At 61.1% G+C, this 16,259-nt stretch carries 17 protein-coding genes and 1 other RNA gene; 4 read left to right on the top strand and 14 right to left on the bottom strand.

The genetic code is table 11. The features are described 5' to 3' along the window. Position 1 precedes the first annotated feature (1 nt). From mraY to rsmI, 9 genes are all read right to left on the bottom strand, one after another. Entirely contained in the window at positions 2–1,084 is a 1,083-nt protein-coding gene (gene mraY, locus ACFOJE_RS17490) for a phospho-N-acetylmuramoyl-pentapeptide-transferase (protein ID WP_377815941.1), read from the bottom strand. Then, the gene (locus ACFOJE_RS17485; RefSeq protein ID WP_377815940.1) at positions 1,085–2,452 is read right to left on the bottom strand and encodes a UDP-N-acetylmuramoyl-tripeptide--D-alanyl-D-alanine ligase; all 1,368 of its coding nucleotides are present in this window, start codon (positions 2,450–2,452) and stop codon (positions 1,085–1,087) included. Continuing rightward, positions 2,445–3,908, bottom strand: a complete 1,464-nt coding sequence (locus tag ACFOJE_RS17480) for a UDP-N-acetylmuramoyl-L-alanyl-D-glutamate--2,6-diaminopimelate ligase (RefSeq protein WP_377815939.1) — start codon at positions 3,906–3,908, stop codon at positions 2,445–2,447. Before ACFOJE_RS17480 ends, ACFOJE_RS17485 begins: the two co-directional genes overlap by 8 nt. Next, the gene (locus ACFOJE_RS17475) at positions 3,908–5,656 is read right to left on the bottom strand and encodes a peptidoglycan D,D-transpeptidase FtsI family protein (protein WP_377815937.1); all 1,749 of its coding nucleotides are present in this window, start codon (positions 5,654–5,656) and stop codon (positions 3,908–3,910) included. Before ACFOJE_RS17475 ends, ACFOJE_RS17480 begins: the two co-directional genes overlap by 1 nt. Next, complete coding sequence (gene ftsL / locus ACFOJE_RS17470) at positions 5,653–5,946, bottom strand: cell division protein FtsL (RefSeq protein ID WP_377815936.1); 294 nt, start codon at positions 5,944–5,946, stop codon at positions 5,653–5,655. Before ftsL ends, ACFOJE_RS17475 begins: the two co-directional genes overlap by 4 nt. Continuing rightward, positions 5,943–6,890, bottom strand: a complete 948-nt coding sequence (gene rsmH, locus ACFOJE_RS17465) for a 16S rRNA (cytosine(1402)-N(4))-methyltransferase RsmH (protein ID WP_377815935.1) — start codon at positions 6,888–6,890, stop codon at positions 5,943–5,945. The genes ftsL and rsmH overlap by 4 nt, the downstream gene beginning before the upstream one ends. Beyond that, positions 6,887–7,345 (bottom strand): division/cell wall cluster transcriptional repressor MraZ, encoded by a 459-nt coding sequence (gene mraZ / locus ACFOJE_RS17460; protein WP_377815934.1) that lies wholly within the window; start codon positions 7,343–7,345, stop codon positions 6,887–6,889. The genes rsmH and mraZ overlap by 4 nt, the downstream gene beginning before the upstream one ends. A gap of 304 nt (positions 7,346–7,649) precedes the next feature. Next, positions 7,650–8,008: RNase P RNA component class A (gene rnpB, locus ACFOJE_RS17455), an RNA gene on the bottom strand. A gap of 60 nt (positions 8,009–8,068) precedes the next feature. Beyond that, positions 8,069–8,944: a 16S rRNA (cytidine(1402)-2'-O)-methyltransferase gene (rsmI, locus tag ACFOJE_RS17450; protein WP_377815933.1), complete on the bottom strand. Its 876-nt coding sequence runs from the start codon at positions 8,942–8,944 to the stop codon at positions 8,069–8,071. Positions 8,945–9,057: 113 nt separating this feature from the next. Between rsmI and ACFOJE_RS17445 the strand changes: the two genes are divergently transcribed. The 4 genes from ACFOJE_RS17445 to ACFOJE_RS17430 all read left to right on the top strand — a co-directional run bounded on the left by ACFOJE_RS17445 (position 9,058) and on the right by ACFOJE_RS17430 (position 12,473). Beyond that, complete coding sequence (locus tag ACFOJE_RS17445) at positions 9,058–10,869, top strand: penicillin-binding protein activator (protein WP_377815932.1); 1,812 nt, start codon at positions 9,058–9,060, stop codon at positions 10,867–10,869. Between the two features lies 1 nt (position 10,870). Beyond that, a complete protein-coding gene (locus ACFOJE_RS17440) occupies positions 10,871–11,233 on the top strand; it encodes a YraN family protein (protein ID WP_377815931.1) in 363 nt (120 codons plus the stop codon). Between the two features lie 116 nt (positions 11,234–11,349). Beyond that, entirely contained in the window at positions 11,350–11,943 is a 594-nt protein-coding gene (locus tag ACFOJE_RS17435) for a phosphoheptose isomerase (protein ID WP_377815930.1), read from the top strand. Then, positions 11,940–12,473, top strand: coding sequence for a BON domain-containing protein (locus ACFOJE_RS17430; protein ID WP_377815929.1), 534 nt, complete (start codon positions 11,940–11,942; stop codon positions 12,471–12,473). The genes ACFOJE_RS17435 and ACFOJE_RS17430 overlap by 4 nt, the downstream gene beginning before the upstream one ends. Positions 12,474–12,521: 48 nt before the next feature. On the opposite strand, the gene ACFOJE_RS17425 is transcribed toward ACFOJE_RS17430, so the two are convergent. The 5 genes from ACFOJE_RS17425 to petA form a co-directional block, all read right to left on the bottom strand. Beyond that, a complete protein-coding gene (locus ACFOJE_RS17425; RefSeq protein ID WP_377815928.1) occupies positions 12,522–12,926 on the bottom strand; it encodes a ClpXP protease specificity-enhancing factor in 405 nt (134 codons plus the stop codon). Between the two features lie 11 nt (positions 12,927–12,937). Continuing rightward, positions 12,938–13,561 carry a glutathione S-transferase N-terminal domain-containing protein gene (locus tag ACFOJE_RS17420; RefSeq protein ID WP_377815927.1) on the bottom strand — a complete coding sequence of 208 codons (624 nt, stop codon included), beginning with the start codon at positions 13,559–13,561 and terminating at the stop codon, positions 12,938–12,940. A 90-nt stretch (positions 13,562–13,651) separates the two neighbouring features. Then, positions 13,652–14,434 (bottom strand): cytochrome c1, encoded by a 783-nt coding sequence (locus tag ACFOJE_RS17415; protein WP_377815926.1) that lies wholly within the window; start codon positions 14,432–14,434, stop codon positions 13,652–13,654. Next, positions 14,434–15,645: a cytochrome b gene (locus ACFOJE_RS17410; protein ID WP_377815924.1), complete on the bottom strand. Its 1,212-nt coding sequence runs from the start codon at positions 15,643–15,645 to the stop codon at positions 14,434–14,436. The genes ACFOJE_RS17415 and ACFOJE_RS17410 overlap by 1 nt, the downstream gene beginning before the upstream one ends. Then, positions 15,645–16,238 carry a ubiquinol-cytochrome c reductase iron-sulfur subunit gene (gene petA, locus ACFOJE_RS17405; protein ID WP_377815923.1) on the bottom strand — a complete coding sequence of 198 codons (594 nt, stop codon included), beginning with the start codon at positions 16,236–16,238 and terminating at the stop codon, positions 15,645–15,647. Before petA ends, ACFOJE_RS17410 begins: the two co-directional genes overlap by 1 nt. Positions 16,239–16,259 lie beyond the last annotated feature (21 nt).

Genomic DNA, 16,259 nt, shown 5'->3' with positions numbered 1-16,259 from the left:
CTCAGCGCAGCTTCAGTGTGGCCAGACCGATCAGCACCAGAATCACGGTGATGATCCAGAAGCGCACGATCACCCGCGGCTCCGGCCAGCCTTTCAGTTCGAAGTGGTGGTGGATCGGCGCCATGCGGAACACGCGCTTGCCGGTCAGCTTGAAGGAAGCGACCTGGATCATCACCGACAGGGTTTCCATGACGAACACGCCCCCCATGATGAACAGCACCACTTCCTGGCGGACAATCACCGCGATGGTGCCCAGCGCCGCGCCCAGCGCCAGGGCGCCGACGTCGCCCATGAAGACCTGGGCCGGATAGGTGTTGAACCAGAGGAAGCCGAGGCCGGCGCCGATCAGCGCGCCGCAGAACACGATCAGCTCGCCGGCGCCCGCCACGTTGGGAATCAGCAGGTATTCGGCGAACTTGGCGTTGCCGGATAGGTAGCAGAAGATGCCTAGGGCGCCGCCGACCATCACCGTCGGCATGATCGCCAGGCCGTCCAGACCGTCGGTGAGGTTCACCGCGTTGCTGGAGCCGACGATGACGAAATAGGTCAGCACGATGAAGCCCAGCCCCAGGGGGATCTCGATGGTCTTGACCAGCGGCAGGATCAGGGTGGTCTCGGCGGGGGTCTGCGCGGTCATATAAAGGAAGACGGCGGCCCCGAGGCCGAATACCGACTGCCAGAAATACTTCCAGCGGCTCGGCAGGCCGCGGGAGTTCTTCTCGATCACCTTGCGGTAGTCATCAACCCAGCCGATGGCGCCGAACAGCAGGGTCACGGCCAGCACTACCCAGACGTAGCGGTTGGACAGGTCGGCCCACAGCAGCGTGCTGATGGCGATGGCGGAGAGGATCAGGGCGCCGCCCATGGTCGGCGTGCCTTTCTTCGACAGGTGCGATTGCGGGCCGTCGTCGCGCACCGCCTGGCCGATCTGGCGCAGCTGCAGGGTGCGGATCATCCAGGGCCCCAGCAGCAGCGCCAGGGCCAGGGCGGTCAGCACCCCGAGAATCCCGCGCAGGGTCAGGTACTGGAAGACCGCGAAGCCCGTGTAGACGTGTTGCAGATACTCTGCCAGCAGCAGCAGCATTTAATGAATCTCCTCGCTGGTACCGCAGAGAGCCGAGACGATCCTGTCCATCGCCGCACTACGTGAACCCTTGATCAGAATGGTGGTGTTGGTGTCCTGTTCGCCGCGCAACACCTCGAGCAGGCTGGCCTGGTCGGCGAAGTGCCGACCCTGGCTCCCGAATGCCGCCACCGCATGGGCCATCAGCGGCCCCACGGCATACAGCGCGTCGACCTTGCCGGCGGCATAGGCGCCGACCTGCCGGTGCCCTTCCTCGGCCCAGGCCCCCAGTTCGCCCATGTCGCCGAGGACCAGGACGGTCCGGCCGGAAAAGCCGGCGAGTATATCGATCGCCGCGCAAACCGAAACGGGGTTCGCGTTGTAACTGTCATCGATGATCCGCACGCCATTCGGCGCGACCCGCGAGACAGCGCGGCCCCGGACCGGCTGCAGGCCTTCCAGGCCCTCTCGGATTCCGACCAGCGGCACGCCCAGGGCATGGGCGGCGGCAGCGGCGGCCAAGGCGTTGGCGACGTTGTGCCGGCCCAGGAGATTGAGCTGGATGCGAATCTCGCCGGCCGCTCCCAGGAGGGTGAAGGCAGGACAACCCCGGTCGTCGTTGGCGATGGACTCGGCCCGGAAGTCGGCGGCCGGATCGTTCAGGGCGAAGCTCAGTACGCGCCGACCGGCGGCGCGCCGCTCCCATGTCGGGAAAGCCGCATCGTCGCGGTTGAGCACGGCGACGCCATCGGCCGGCAAACCCTCGATGATCTCGCCCTTGGCCTCGACGATCTTCTCCGGGCCGCCGAACTCGCCGACATGGGCCGTGCCCGCATTGGTGATGATGGCGACCTGCGGACGGGTCAGGCCGGCGGTGTAGGCGATCTCGCCGACGCGCGAGGCCCCCAGCTCGATCACCGCGCCGACATGCTCGGGCGCCAGCTCGAGCAGAGTCAGCGGCGCGCCGAGATCGTTGTTCAGGTTGCCGCGGGTGGCCAGCACCGGTCCGTGGGTACGCAGGATGCTGGCGAGCATCTCCTTGACCGTGGTCTTGCCGCTGGAACCGGTCACCGCCGCCAGCGGACCGTGATAGTCCCCGCGGTTAAGGGCGCCCAGGCGGCCGAGGGCGAGGCGTGTATCCGCTACCAGCAGCTGCGGCAGCGCCAAACCCGGCACCTCACGCTCGACCAGCGCGGCGGCCGCGCCCTTGCCGGCGACCTCGACGAGGAAGTCATGCCCGTCAAAGCGTGGACCAACCAGCGCGACGAACAGCTGTCCCGGGCGGATCGCCCGGCTGTCGCTCCCCACGGAGTCGAAGGCGGCATCAGCACCCGACAGCCGGCCCTCCAGCGCGGCGGCGATTTCGCTGAGATGCAGTGCCTTAAGCATGTGTCCTCTCCCACTCCTGCAGGGCCTTGCCGGCCTCGTCGATATCCGAGAACGGCTGCCGCACGCCGTCGATTTCCTGGTAGTCCTCATGTCCCTTGCCGGCCAGCAGCAGTACGTCGGCGGCCCCGACCCCCTCGATCAACCGGGCGATGGCCTGGGCCCGACCGTGCAGGAAGGCGATCTTCTCGGGAGCGGCGAAGCCGGTGCGGATATCCGCGAAGATCTGTTCGGGCGGCTCAGAGCGAGGGTTGTCGTCGGTGACCAGCACGGCATCGGCCAAGCGCTCGGCAACCTGCGCCATCAGTGGGCGCTTGCCGCGGTCGCGATCGCCACCGCAGCCGAACAGGCACAGGAGCCGACCGCGGACATGTGGGCGCAATGCCTCCAACACCTTCTCCAGGGCATCCGGCGTGTGGGCGTAGTCGACCACCACCAGGGGCAGGCCGACACCGCCGAGACGCTGCATGCGTCCGGCCGGGGCCTGCAGCTTCGGCATCACACCGAGAATTTCGTCGAGCGGATAACCCAGGCCGAGCAGCGCCCCCACCACGGCCAGCAGGTTGCTCAGGTTGAAGCGGCCGAGCAGCGGACTGCATAGCAGCCCTTCGCCTTGCGGAGTGACGAGTTCGGCGCGCACCCCCTGCTCGTCGAAACGGGCCTGGCGACAGTAGAGATAGGCGCCATGATCTTCCAGGCTGTAGCCGATCAGGCGGGAGGACTGCGTCTCGGCCGCCAGTTGCCGGCCGAAGGCATCATCGAGGTTGAGCACCCGGCAACCCAGATTCGGCCAGGCGAACAGCCGGGCCTTGGCCGCGGCGTAGGCCTCCATGGTGCCGTGGTAGTCCAGGTGATCGCGGGACAGATTGGTGAAAACCGCCACGTCGAAATCCAGCGCCGCGACCCTCCCCTGCTCCAGACCATGGGAAGAAACCTCCATGGCCACGGCGCGAGCCCCGCCCCGATGCAAGTCGGCCAGGGCGGCCTGCACGCCGATAGGGTCCGGCGTGGTGTGCCGTCCGCTGGTCAGTTCGCCATGGAAGCCGTTGCCCAGGGTGCCGATGATGCCGCAGCGCTCCCCGAGCAGGTCCAATGCCTGGGCGAGCAGCTGACTGACGCTGGTCTTGCCGTTGGTGCCAGTCACGCCGATCAGTCGCAGGGCCCGGCTCGGCTCGCCATAGAAGCGCCCGGCAATCGCCGAGAGCTGACGTGCCAGTCCCTTGATCGGCAACAGGGGGATCTTGGTCTCTGCAGGCATCTGCGCGCCTTCGGCCTCGTAGGCGACGGCAGCAGCACCGCGCGCCACGGCGTCGGCGATGTGCGCGCGACCGTCCTGGCGTCCACCGGGAACCGCCATGAACAGATCGCCCGGACGGATCTCTCGGCTGTCGAGGGTCAACTCGCGAATCAGGACGGAGCTCTCGGCCTGGGGCAGCAATTGATTGAGCGGCATAGGCATCAGGTGCGATCTCCTTTGCCGGGTTTGCTGGACTCACCCGCCACGGCGGCCTTGGTCTCCTCCGGAGGAGGCAGATTGTCCGGCGCCACGTTCATCAAGCGCAGCGCCCCTGCCATGACCTTGCCGAACACCGGTGCCGACACCAGACCACCGTAATAGGCACCATTGGTCGGCTCGTCGATCACCACGGCCATGGCGATGCGCGGATTGCTGCTCGGCCCGAAGCCGGCGAATAGGGAGCGATAGGATTTTTCCTTGTAGCCCTTGCTGCCCACGCTGGTCTTGCGCGCGGTACCGCTCTTGCCTGCCACGTGATAGCCCGGAACCTTGGCGCGGAACACACCGCCCGGCGCCTCGACCACCTGCTGCAGCATGCCCTGGATGGTCTTGGCGACCTTCTCGGAAATCACCTGGGCACCCTCCGGAACATTGTCTTGCCGGGTCATCACCAGCGGGACCGAACGCCCGTCGTTGGCCAGGGTGGCGTAGGCATGGGCGAGCTGCACGGCGGTCGTGGACAGGCCGTAGCCGTAGGACAGGGTGGCGGTCTCGGCCTTGTGCCACTCGCGGTGATTGGGCAGGTTGCCGACGCGCTCGCCGGGGAAGCCGAGGCCGGTGTCCTGGCCGATGCCGAGGCGCTGCATCATCGAATAGATGGATTCGCCGCCGATATCGAAAGCCACCTTGCTCATGCCGACGTTACTCGACTTGATCAGGATGCCGGTCAGATCCAGCACGCCGCCCTCGGTACGTGAAACGTCGCGGATGGTATAGCGACCGATGCGTAACGTGCCCGGAGCCACCTCCACCCTGTCTTCCGGCTTCCAGCGCCCGGTCTCCAGAGCGGCGCTCATGGACAGCGGCTTCATCGTCGAGCCGGGCTCGAACACGTCGATCAGAGCGCGGTTGCGCATGGCGGCCGGTTCGAGGTTGCGCTTGTTGTTGGGGTTGTAGGTCGGCTGGTTGACCATCGCCAGAATCTCGCCGGTCTTCACATCGAGAAGCACCAGACTGCCGGCCTTGGCCCCGAACTCGGTAATGGCATTGCGCAATTCCCGATGGGCCAGATACTGCAGGCGCAGATCGATGGAGAGCGCCAACGCCTTGCCGGCCTTGGCGTTCTGCACCACCTGCACGTCCTTGATCAGCCGGCCACGACGATCCTTGAGCACCTGACGCCGCCCCGGCACACCGGCCAGCCACTCGTCGAAGGCCAGTTCGACGCCTTCGCGCCCACGGTCATCGATATCGGTGAAACCGATCACATGGGCCGTCACTTCCCCCGCCGGATAGAAGCGTCGGAACTCCTCGAGACCGTAGACCCCGGGAATCTTCAGATCGAGAACGGCCTGGCCCTCTTCGGGCGTCAGGCCGCGGGCCAGATAGGTGAATTCGCGTCCGGCCTGCTGTTCGAGGCGCTCCGTCAGGACCTTGGGGTCCTGATTCAAGGCCTTGGCTAGGGCGGCCCACTGCGCACGGGCGCCCTGCAGCTCCTTGGGGTTGCCCCACAGGGTAGTGACCGGAGTACTCACGGCGAGAGGCTCGCCGTTGCGATCGGTGATCAGGCCTCGATGCGCATGGATCGAGATATGCCGTACGCTGCGGGCATCGCCCTGTCCCTGCAGGAAGTCGTGATCGAAAACGTGCAGGTCGACGATACGAATGGCGATAGCAGCCACCATCAACGCCAGCAGGGCCAGCACCAGACGGAAGCGCCATGGATAAAGAGTGCCCTCGATCTTCATCATGGCGCCACCAGACGAACTTCCGCCGCCTCGGGAATGCGCATCTTGAGGGTCTCGCTGGCCAAGGATTCGATCCGGTTGTGGGCCGTCCAGGTACTCTGCTCGAGAATGAGGCGCCCCCATTCGGCCTGGAGCTTGTCGCGCTCGCTCAACTCGCCATACAGGGCATTGAGCAGTTGGCGATTCCAGTGAGCGCTGTAGGCCACGGCGATGGCCGAAAGCAGCACGCCGATGAAAAGCACGAGCATGAGCGTGCTGCCGCTCGGCATGGCCTTGGCCGATTCGATGCTCATCTCAGCTTCTCCGCCACGCGCATGACCGCGCTGCGCGCGCGCGGGTTGGCCTTGAGCTCGTCCTCGGACGCGTATTGAGGCTTGCCGACCAGTCTGAGCCTAGGCTCGAAGGCCGGCGGAATGATCGGCAGGTCACGGGGCAGCTTGTCCGCTTCGCCCTTGGCCTGGCGTCGCATGAACTGCTTGACGATGCGGTCCTCGAGCGAATGGAAGCTGATAACTACCAGGCGCCCGCCGACCTCGAGGGCTTCGAGAGCGGCACCGAGCCCCTTTTCCAGGTCGGCCAGCTCGTTATTGATGTGGATACGCAAGCCCTGGAAGGCGCGGGTTGCGGGATTCTTGCCCTTTTCCCAAGCCGGATTGGCGGCGGCCAGCACCTGGGCCAGATCGGCGGTACGCTCAAAGGGCCTTTCCGCGCGACGCAGCACCACCGCATGAGCCATGCGCTTGGCAAAGCGTTCCTCGCCGTACTCCTTGAACACCCGAGCGATTTCTTCCTCGCTGGCACTGGCCAGCCATTGCGCTGCGCTGACACCATGATCGGGGTCCATGCGCATGTCCAACGGGCCATCGCCGAGAAAACTGAAGCCACGCTCGGGATCGTCCAGCTGCGGAGAGGAAACCCCGAGATCGAGGAGTACCCCACTGATCTTGCCGGCCAGCCCACGTACCGCCAACTCGTCGGCAAGCTCGGCGAAACTGCGCTGCACGATGGCGAAACGACCATCTTCGGCGGCCAGGGCGTGCCCCGTCGCGATCGCCTGCGGGTCCTTGTCGAACCCCAGCAAACGCCCCTGCGGTCCCAAATGGTCGAGTATCAGTCGGCTATGACCGCCACGACCGAAGGTCCCATCCAGATAACAGCCATCCGCACGCACAGCCAAGGCCTCGACGGCCTCCTCGAGCAAAACGGTGATATGGCTGAAGCCGCTCTTATTAGTCACAGGATCAAGTCACGCAGCTCATCCGGCATTTCGCCAGGTTGTTGTTTGATTGCCGCCAGGTCAGCATCCGAAATCGCGTTCCAGGCATCTTCGTCCCACAGTTGAAACTTGTTCAGCTGACCGACCAGCATCGCGTGCTTGTCCAGCTTCGCGTACTCGCGCAGACGCGGCGGGATCAGAAAGCGCCCACTGCCATCCAGTTCGATATCCACAGCATTGCCGATCAGCAAACGCTGCAAACGGCGAGTTTCCTCACGCAGCGAAGGAAGCTGGCGCAGTTTGGCTTCGATGAGCTCCCACTCCGGCAGGGGATAGATGCACAGACAGGGGTCGACGGCGTCGATGGTTACGATGAGCTGCCCGGCAGAACGCGAGACGATCTCGTCCCGATACCTGGCAGGCATCGAGATCCTTCCCTTTGCGTCAAGACTGACGGCATTAGCTCCGCGAAACACGGACTGAATTCCCCTTCAATTACCGCTCCCACGCCACTGAGACCCACTTTCTGCCACTTTGCGCCACTTGCGCACACTATAGGAACGCCAAGACCTCACAGTCAAGGAGGGGAAAATGGAGAAATTCCTTATAGATCGGCGATTTAGCGACGCAGCGAAGCGGAGATCGGCGCAAGCGAAGCAGGCCTCGAAAGGGAATTCGAGCACAAACAAAAACCTGCTCATGGCACTTAAAGTAGTTTCTTAAGTGTCAAGAAACTTTTGCTATTTGTGAGAGAGGTATCAGAACCAAGAGGAGGGAAATTAGGAGAGTCGATCTATAAGCCGGGTTCTGTCGAGGACAGTCATTCCTCTACGACGACCATCACTGGCCGCCTCTAGCAACCTACCCGGATCCAGCGCGGGCCACGCCGAAGGATCCCTATTTGGTCTTGCTCCGAGTGGGGTTTACCTAGCCACGAACTGTTACCAGCCGTGCGGTGCGCTCTTACCGCACCTTTTCACCCTTACCGGCATTTGCATGCTTAGGCGGTTATTTTCTGTGGCACTTTCCGTAGGCTCACGCCTCCCAGGCGTTACCTGGCACTCCGCCCTATGGAGCCCGGACTTTCCTCCCCCTCATATTGCGGAACAATACGAAGCGGCGACTGTCCAATCGACTCTCCTCTAGGAAGGGTAACGGTAGCCGGCCACCCACTGCAAGCCCGGAGCCGAACAAACCGCTCAGCGGCCTCTTTCGCTACGCTCCAGAGCCACCTGATACAGCAGATTCTTGCGGATCCCGGTGATTTCCGCTGCCAGGGCGACAGCACGCTTCAACGGCATCTCCCCAAGCAAAAGATCCAGCACCCGAAGAGCCTCGGTCGTTATTTCCCCTTCGCCCTCAGGCGCCTGCCAACCTGCCAGCAGCAACACGCATTCGCCACGTTGCTGATTACCGTCAGCAGCCACCCAGGCTCGCAACTCGGCCAAAGGAAGTCCTTTCAGCGTCTCGAAAGCCTTCGTCAACTCTCGCGCCAGCACGGCCAGCCGCCCCCCACCCATGATCCGCTCCAGATCCTCAAGACACTCGAGAATCCGATGCGGCGCTTCATAGAAGATCAGCGTGCGTGGCTCCTCCTTGAGCTGCTCCAGCCGAGCCTGCCGAGCAACCGCCTTAGCCGGGAGAAAGCCTTCGAACACGAAGCGATCGGAAGGTAGACCTGCAGCAGACAAGGCAGCGATCAGGGCACAGGACCCAGGGACCGGAACCACGCGCACACCAGCAGCCCGCGCCTGACGCACCAAGTGGAAGCCGGGATCGGAGATCAGAGGCGTGCCGGCATCCGAGATGAGCGCGACATCCTGCCCGGCCTGCAAGCGCGACAGAAAACGCCCCCCCTGATCCCGTTCGTTATGTTCATGGCAGGCAGCCAGGGGCGTGGTAATGCCGAAATGCTGAAGCAAACGCATCGAGTGGCGGGTATCTTCGGCGGCGATCAAGCTCACCTCGCGCAAGACCTTTAGCGCACGCGTACTGATGTCATCCAGATTGCCGATAGGCGTGGCGACCACATAAAGCGTGCCGGGTGTTGAGTTCGGATCAGCAAGAGCAGTCACGGCGCGACCCCATAATCAAAACCCGCATTGTAGCCCGTTTAGCCAGCACGGCATCGCACCCCAGATGAGCCTTGGGTACAATTCGCCTCAAACTCAAGCTCAGGAACGCCTTAATGATCGCCTGCCTGCGTCCCCTTCCCGTCCTCGCCCTCGCCAGTCTGCTGGCCGCCTGCGCCGGCTCGCCCTCATCCAAGGTAGGAGAGTTGCCCCCCCCTTCCAAGTCCGGCATCGAACAACTGCTTCAGCAGGCCAGTGAAAGCAAGCCTGAAAAAGCCGCTCTTCTGCGCCTGACCGCCGCAGACCAAGCCTATACCCAAAAGGACTTAGGTCGTGCTGCCCGCATCCTCGAGCAGGTCCCCCTGGATAAACTGCAACCTGCCCAGCAGATTTTTGCCAGCACTCTGAGCGCACAGATCGCTCTCGCTCACCACAATGCCAAGGCAGCGCTCAACGCCCTGAAACATCCGAGCATGTCCTATCTGGGTGAGCTACCCGTCGAACAGCAGGTCCGCACCCAACTGACCCGTGCCCGCGCATTCGAAGCCGACGGCCAACTCATCGCAGCTGCCCGCGAGCGGGTCTTCATCGCCCCCATGCTCAGCAAGCAGGCCGCCGCCGACAACCACGAAGCGATCTGGGCCCTGCTCTATGCCCTGCCCAGCGATCAGCTACAAGGCGCAGACGATACCGACCTTGGCGGCTGGCAGGCCTTGGCGCTCGCCACCAAGAGCGCAGGCACGCCCCAACAACAGCAAGAAGCGATCGACCAGTGGATCGCCTCTCACCCCGAACATCCGGCAGCCCAACGACTGCCGGAGCCTCTACAAAAAATCAAGGCCATGGCCAGCCAACCGTTGAGCAAGATCGCTCTGCTGCTCCCGGAAGACGGCCAGCTCGCATCGGTCGCCAACGCCTTGCGCAAAGGCTTCCTCGCCGCCTACTACCAGGCTCGTCAGGACGGCCAGAACCCACCGAGCATCGAGCTTTACGACAGCAGCAAGCTGACCTCCCTGGATGACTTCTATCGCCAAGCTCAAGCCTCGGGCGTACAGCTGGTGGTCGGCCCCCTGGAGAAGCCACTGGTCAAACAGCTCAGCGGCCGCGAACAGCTGCCGATCACCACCCTGGCACTGAACTACGGCAACCCTGGCGAGGAAACGCCACCACAGCTGTTCCAGTTCGGCCTGGCAGCCGAAGACGAAGCCCGCGAGGCTGCCCATCGCGCCTGGAGCGACGGTATGCGCCGCGCCGTCATCATGGTGCCACCTGGTGAGTGGGGTGACCGAGTCATGCAAGCCTTCCAGCAAGAATGGAAAGCCATGGGAGGCACCTTGATTGCCGTTCAGCGTATAGACGAGCCCGCCCGATTGGCACAACAAATCGCCGACCTTTTCCAACTACGCCAGAGCGAAGCTCGAGCCAAACGCCTGCAAGGCCTGACCGGCACTCAAGTAATGGCACAGCCAGCTCGGCGTCCGGATATAGACTTCATTTTCCTGGCCAGCACCCCACAACAGGCTCAGCAGATCAAGCCGACCCTGGCCTTCCAATATGCCGGGGATGTTCCGATCTACGCGACCTCCCACCTGTACAACCCCAACCAGGATCAGAACCAATACCTCGACTTGGAGGGCATTATGTTCTGCGAGACGCCATGGCTTCTGAACTCTGGCGACAACCTGCCGCAACAAGCCAGCGCACAATGGCCGCAAGCTAGCAGCAGTCTTGGTCGCCTCTACGCCATGGGTGCGGATGCCTATCGGCTCGCTCCTCTCCTTTCCCAGCTCAAGGCATTGCCGGAAACCCGGATCGACGGCTACTCGGGCAACCTCCGCCTTAGCCCGAACCAACGCATTGAGCGACAACTACCTTGGGCGACCTTCCATGACGGCCTGATCCAGCGCCTGCCCGCCTCCAGTTTCTGACATGGACAGACAACGCAGCGGACGCGACGCCGAAGCTTTCGCACTCCACTATTTGCGGGCGCAGGGAATGCGCCTGCTGGCGCGGAACTGGCTATGCCGGAGCGGCGAACTCGATCTGGTCATGCTTCATGGCGATACAGTAGTATTCGTCGAGGTGCGTTATCGGCGACATGCCGCTTGGGGCGGGGCCTTGGAAAGCGTCGACTCGCGCAAGCGCGGAAAACTCATCCAAACCGCCCAGTACTTCTTACAGAAGGAATCCCGCTGGGCCAGTCACCCCTGCCGCTTCGATGTGGTCGCCATCAACGCCGGAGAGCTTTCCCCTGGCGCATTAAATTGGATCCAGAACGCTTTTGATAGCTGACGCTGCAAAAGCCCTCTCTCGCCCGAAGCCCAACCAGCGAACCTAGACGGTCCGCCGCTACCGCCATCGAGCACTTGCCGCACGACCGGGCGGACATCCGACTGAAGGTTATTTCAATGGACATGCAATCCCGTATCCGCCAGCTTTTCCTGGCAAGTATCGAAGCCAAACAGCAGGCCATGGAAGTCATCACTCCCCATATCGCGCAAGCCAGTGAGATCATGGTTCATGCCCTGCTCAACGAAGGCAAGATACTCACCTGCGGCAATGGTGGCTCTGCCGGCGATGCCCAACACTTTTCTTCGGAACTGCTCAATCGCTTCGAACGGGAACGCCCTAGCCTGCCAGCCATGGCGTTGACGACCGATAGTTCAACCTTGACCTCGATCGCCAATGACTACAGCTACAACGAGGTATTCTCCAAGCAGATTCGAGCCCTGGGCCAACCCGGGGATGTCCTGCTGGCCATTTCCACAAGCGGCAATTCCGCAAACATTATTCAGGCCATACAGGCGGCTCATGATCGAGAAATGGTCGTGATCGCGCTCACCGGGCGAGATGGCGGCGGCATGGCATCCCTATTGCTTCCAGAAGACGTGGAAATCCGCGTACCCGGCAGCTCCACTGCACGTATACAAGAGGTACACATGCTGGCCATTCATTGCCTCTGCGATTTGATTGATAATCATCTGTTCGGGAGTGAGGAATGAAACGCTCGGCACTCATTATTGCCACCTTGACTGCCAGTCTGATGTTGGGCGGCTGCAGTAATCGCAGCATCGGCCACTCGATAGACGATCAGTTCATCGAGCCCGATGTCGCAGAGAAAATCCGCCAAGCCCATCCCGACCTGGGTAGCAACAGCTCCCATGTCGTGGTCACCACCTATAATGGAGTGACCCTACTGGCGGGACAGACCCCTCGCAACGACCTGAAACAACTGGCCGAGAAAGCTGCTCGTTCGGTACAGGGAGTCACCAAGGTACACAACGAGCTCCAGGTTCTCACACCCACCTCCCTGCTTGCACGCAGCAACGACAGCTTGCTGACTACGAAGATCAAGACCAAGATGCTGGCCGATACCAGCGTTCCTGCTTCCAAGATAAAGGTGGTGACCGAGAACGGCATTGTCTACCTAATGGGATTGATTACCCGGCAGGAGGCCAATAGCGCCGTCAATCTGGTTCAAGGCGTCTCCGGTGTACAACGAATAGTCAAACTGTTCCAATACACCGATTGACTGACATGAAAATAAAAAGGCGATCCCAAGGATCGCCTTTTTATTTGCCTATTTGACTACCTTCAGGCTTGGGCGCCTGCCAGGCTTCGGCGGCTCGCCATCCGTAGGGGGCCCATTATCCTCTAGCTCGGAACTCTTCGCAGGTGGCTCGATTTCGAAGACCATGCCTTGGCCGTTCTCTCGCGCATAGATCGCCATGACAGCCTCGATAGGGATATAGAGACTGAACGCCACACCACCAAAGCGCCCCTCGAAGCTAACAGCCTGGTTATTCATCTGCAGATGGCGCACTGCGTTGGGAGATACATTGAGCACGATCTGCCCATCACTTGCATACCCCGACGGCACCTGAACATCCGGCGCCTCCGCATTGACCAGCAAATGGGGAGTGCAATCGTTATCGACAATCCACTCGTAAAGCGCTCGAAGTAGATAAGGACGACTAGAGTTCATTGGAACCTCCTTCAATGAGAGCGCATGTCCCGCTCGATAGCGGACAGGCTGGCTTGAAAGGCCTGGCGAGAGAATTGGCGATCCATATACTCGAGCAGCGGCTTTGCCGACCGGGGCAACTCGACCCCAAGCAACGGAAGCCGCCACAGGACCGGCAACAGACAGCAGTCCACCAAACTCGGCTCTTCGCTCAGAAAAAAAGGCTTATCGGCAAACAATGGGGACACGGAAGCCAAACTGGCTCCCAGCTCATTTCGCAGCCGCCTACGAATATTCGTATCGGTCTCCGGATCGAGAATCCGATCCACCGATGTGCACCAATCATGCTGGATACGATGCATCAACAACCGACTATTGGCTCTGGCAACCGGGTAAGCAGGCAACAAGGAGGGATGAGGATAACGCTCCTCCAAGTACTCCATGATTACGCCAGGCTCATACAGAAGCAGATCGCGATCAACCAAGGTAGGCAAGACGCCATAGGGATTCAGCTCGGCCAACCTCGCACGCCCCAAGCTCGGATCAACATCCCGAATCTCTACTGCGACGCTCTTCTCTGCAAGCACAATGCGCACACGGTGGGAGTAATGGTCAACCGGATCGGAATAGCAGATCAACCGGTTGGCTACGCCCATGCCCCACCTCGCTAAACTTATTCATTCAGAAAACAAAAAACACACGCGCCCCGAAGGGCGCGTGTGTTTGATCAGCACTAAGCCTACTGATTAATGCACGTCCTTCCAATACTCGCGCTTGAGCAGATACGCGAACACGAAGAAGACAGCCAAGAACAGCAGCACATAGGTACCGATACGCTGGCTCTCCAGCTTGACCGGGTTGGATGAGTAAGCCAAGAAGGTCACCAGATTCTTGACCTTCGTGTCGAACTCAGCCTCGCTCAGCGAACCGGTCTTCGGCAGCACTGCTAGCTGATCACAGGCTTCGTGAGTGATCGGAGTACCGGTGAGGGGGTCGAACTGCTTCTCACCATGCTCAACCACAGGAACCTGCTTGCAGCCGATGACCTGGCGGCCCTGCAGTCCTGCCAGCACATTGGGCATACCCACGTTCGGGAACACCTTGTTGTTGACGCCCAGAGGCCGAGTCGGGTCCTCGTAGAAACTACGCAGATAGCTATACAGCCAATCGGTTCCGCGGACACGAGCGACCAGCGTCAGATCAGGCGGAGCGGCGCCAAACCAGACCTTGGCGTCTTGCGGCTTCATACCGATTTTCATATGGTCGCCGATCTTGGCACCGGTGAAGACGACATTCTTCATCATCACTTCTTCCGGAATACCGAGATCTTTGGCAACGCGCTCGTAACGCTGAAACTGGGCGCTGTGACAGCCCATGCAATAGTTGGAGAAGGTACGCAGACCATCCTGCATGGCTGCCTTGTCGGTCAGATCGATATCGACCTTTTCCAACGCCGGCTCGCCCCCCCCCGAGGCAAAGGAAAAGGCCGGCAGAATTGCGAAGATCAATGCAGCAAGTTGCTTTTTCATCAGCCAGTCACCCTTTCCGGAACCGGTTTGGTCTTTTCCATCCTGGTGTAGAACGGCATCAGGACGAAGAAGGCGAAATACAGGACGGTGCACACACGGGACAGCACGGTACCCAGCGGGCTAGGAGCCTGAGCGCCATAGTAGCCAAGCACGAGGAAGGAAACCGCAAAGATCACAATCCACAGCTTGCTCAGCAAGCCCTTGTATCGGATAGAACGAACCGGGCTACGATCCAGCCATGGCAGAACGAACAGGGCGGCAATGGATGCACCCATGGCGACCACACCCAGCAACTTGTCCGGAACCGCGCGGAGAATGGCGTAGAAGGGAGTAAAGTACCAAACTGGAGCGATGTGCGCAGGAGTCTTGAAGGCGTTCGCCATCTCGAAGTTCGGCTTCTCGAGGAAATACCCTCCCATCTCCGGGAAAAAGAACACGATAGAGCAGAATACGAAGAGGAATACCACTACCCCGACGATATCCTTCACGGTGTAGTAAGGGTGGAACGGAATGCCATCCAACGGCTTGCCGTTTTCATCCTTCTTCTTCTTGATATCCACTCCATCAGGGTTGTTGGAGCCAACCTCGTGCAGCGCCAGGATGTGCAGCACGACCAGACCGAGGATCACGATCGGCAGCGCGATGACATGCAGGGCGAAGAAGCGGTTCAGGGTGATACCGGAGATCAGGAAGTCACCCCGGATCCACTGAGTCAGGTCATCGCCGATCACCGGAATGGCACCGAACAGCGAGATGATCACCTGGGCGCCCCAGTAGGACATCTGCCCCCAGGGCAGCAGGTAACCCATGAAAGCTTCAGCCATCAGACACAGGTAGATCAGCATGCCGAAGATCCACACGAGCTCACGCGGCTTCTGGTAGGAGCCATAGATCAGGCCACGGAACATGTGCAGGTAGACGACGATGAAGAATGCCGAAGCACCGGTGGAGTGCAAGTAACGGATGATCCAGCCATACTCCACGTCGCGCATGATGTATTCGACGGAAGCGAAAGCCTCCTCGGCGGACGGGGTGAAGCTCATGGTCAGCCAGATACCGGTGAGGATCTGGTTTACCAGCACTAGCAGAGCCAGTGAACCGAAGAAATACCAAAAGTTGAAGTTCTTCGGAGCATAGTATTTTGAGAGATGCCCTTCCCACATTTCGGTTGCGGGAAAGCGTGCATCGACCCATTCCATGAATTTGCTCATCAGGCCTTCTCCTGGTCCACACCGACAACGATCACATTGTCAGATTCGTATGAATGCGGTGGAACCGGCAGGTTCAAGGGAGCAGGCTGCGCCTTGTACACGCGGCCAGCCAGGTCGTACTTGGAGCCGTGGCAGGGGCAGAAATAGCCACCAACCCACTCGGGCCCCAAATCAGCAGGAGCCAGCTCAGGGCGGAAGGACGGAGAGCAACCCAAATGGGTGCAGAGACCGACCAGCACCAGAATCTCCGGTTTGATCGAACGAAGCTTGCGATCAACATATTCGGGCTGAACCGAAGCTTTCGATTCCGGGTCTGAAACACTGGAGGCCACCTTTTCCAAGTTGGCCAAGATTTCCTCGGTACGGCGAACGATAAAGACCGGTTGCCCTCGCCATTCAGCCACTATCTGCTGACCCGGCTGGATCTTGCCGACATTCACTTTCACCGGTGCACCTGCGGCCTTAGCCTTGGCGCTCGGGAACCATGATCCCACGAATGGGACCGCGGCACCCACCGCCCCTGCTGCGCCTACCACGGAGGTAGCTGCAACCAGGAAGCGACGCCGGCCTGTATTCACGCCGTCATTGCTCATTCAGTCGTCTCCCATCAGCTT

It is taken from the genome of Azotobacter bryophylli (assembly GCF_042643485.1).
Taxonomy (GTDB): Bacteria; Pseudomonadota; Gammaproteobacteria; order Pseudomonadales; family Pseudomonadaceae; genus Azotobacter; species Azotobacter bryophylli.
This window is presented reverse-complemented; position numbering and strand designations above follow the sequence as displayed.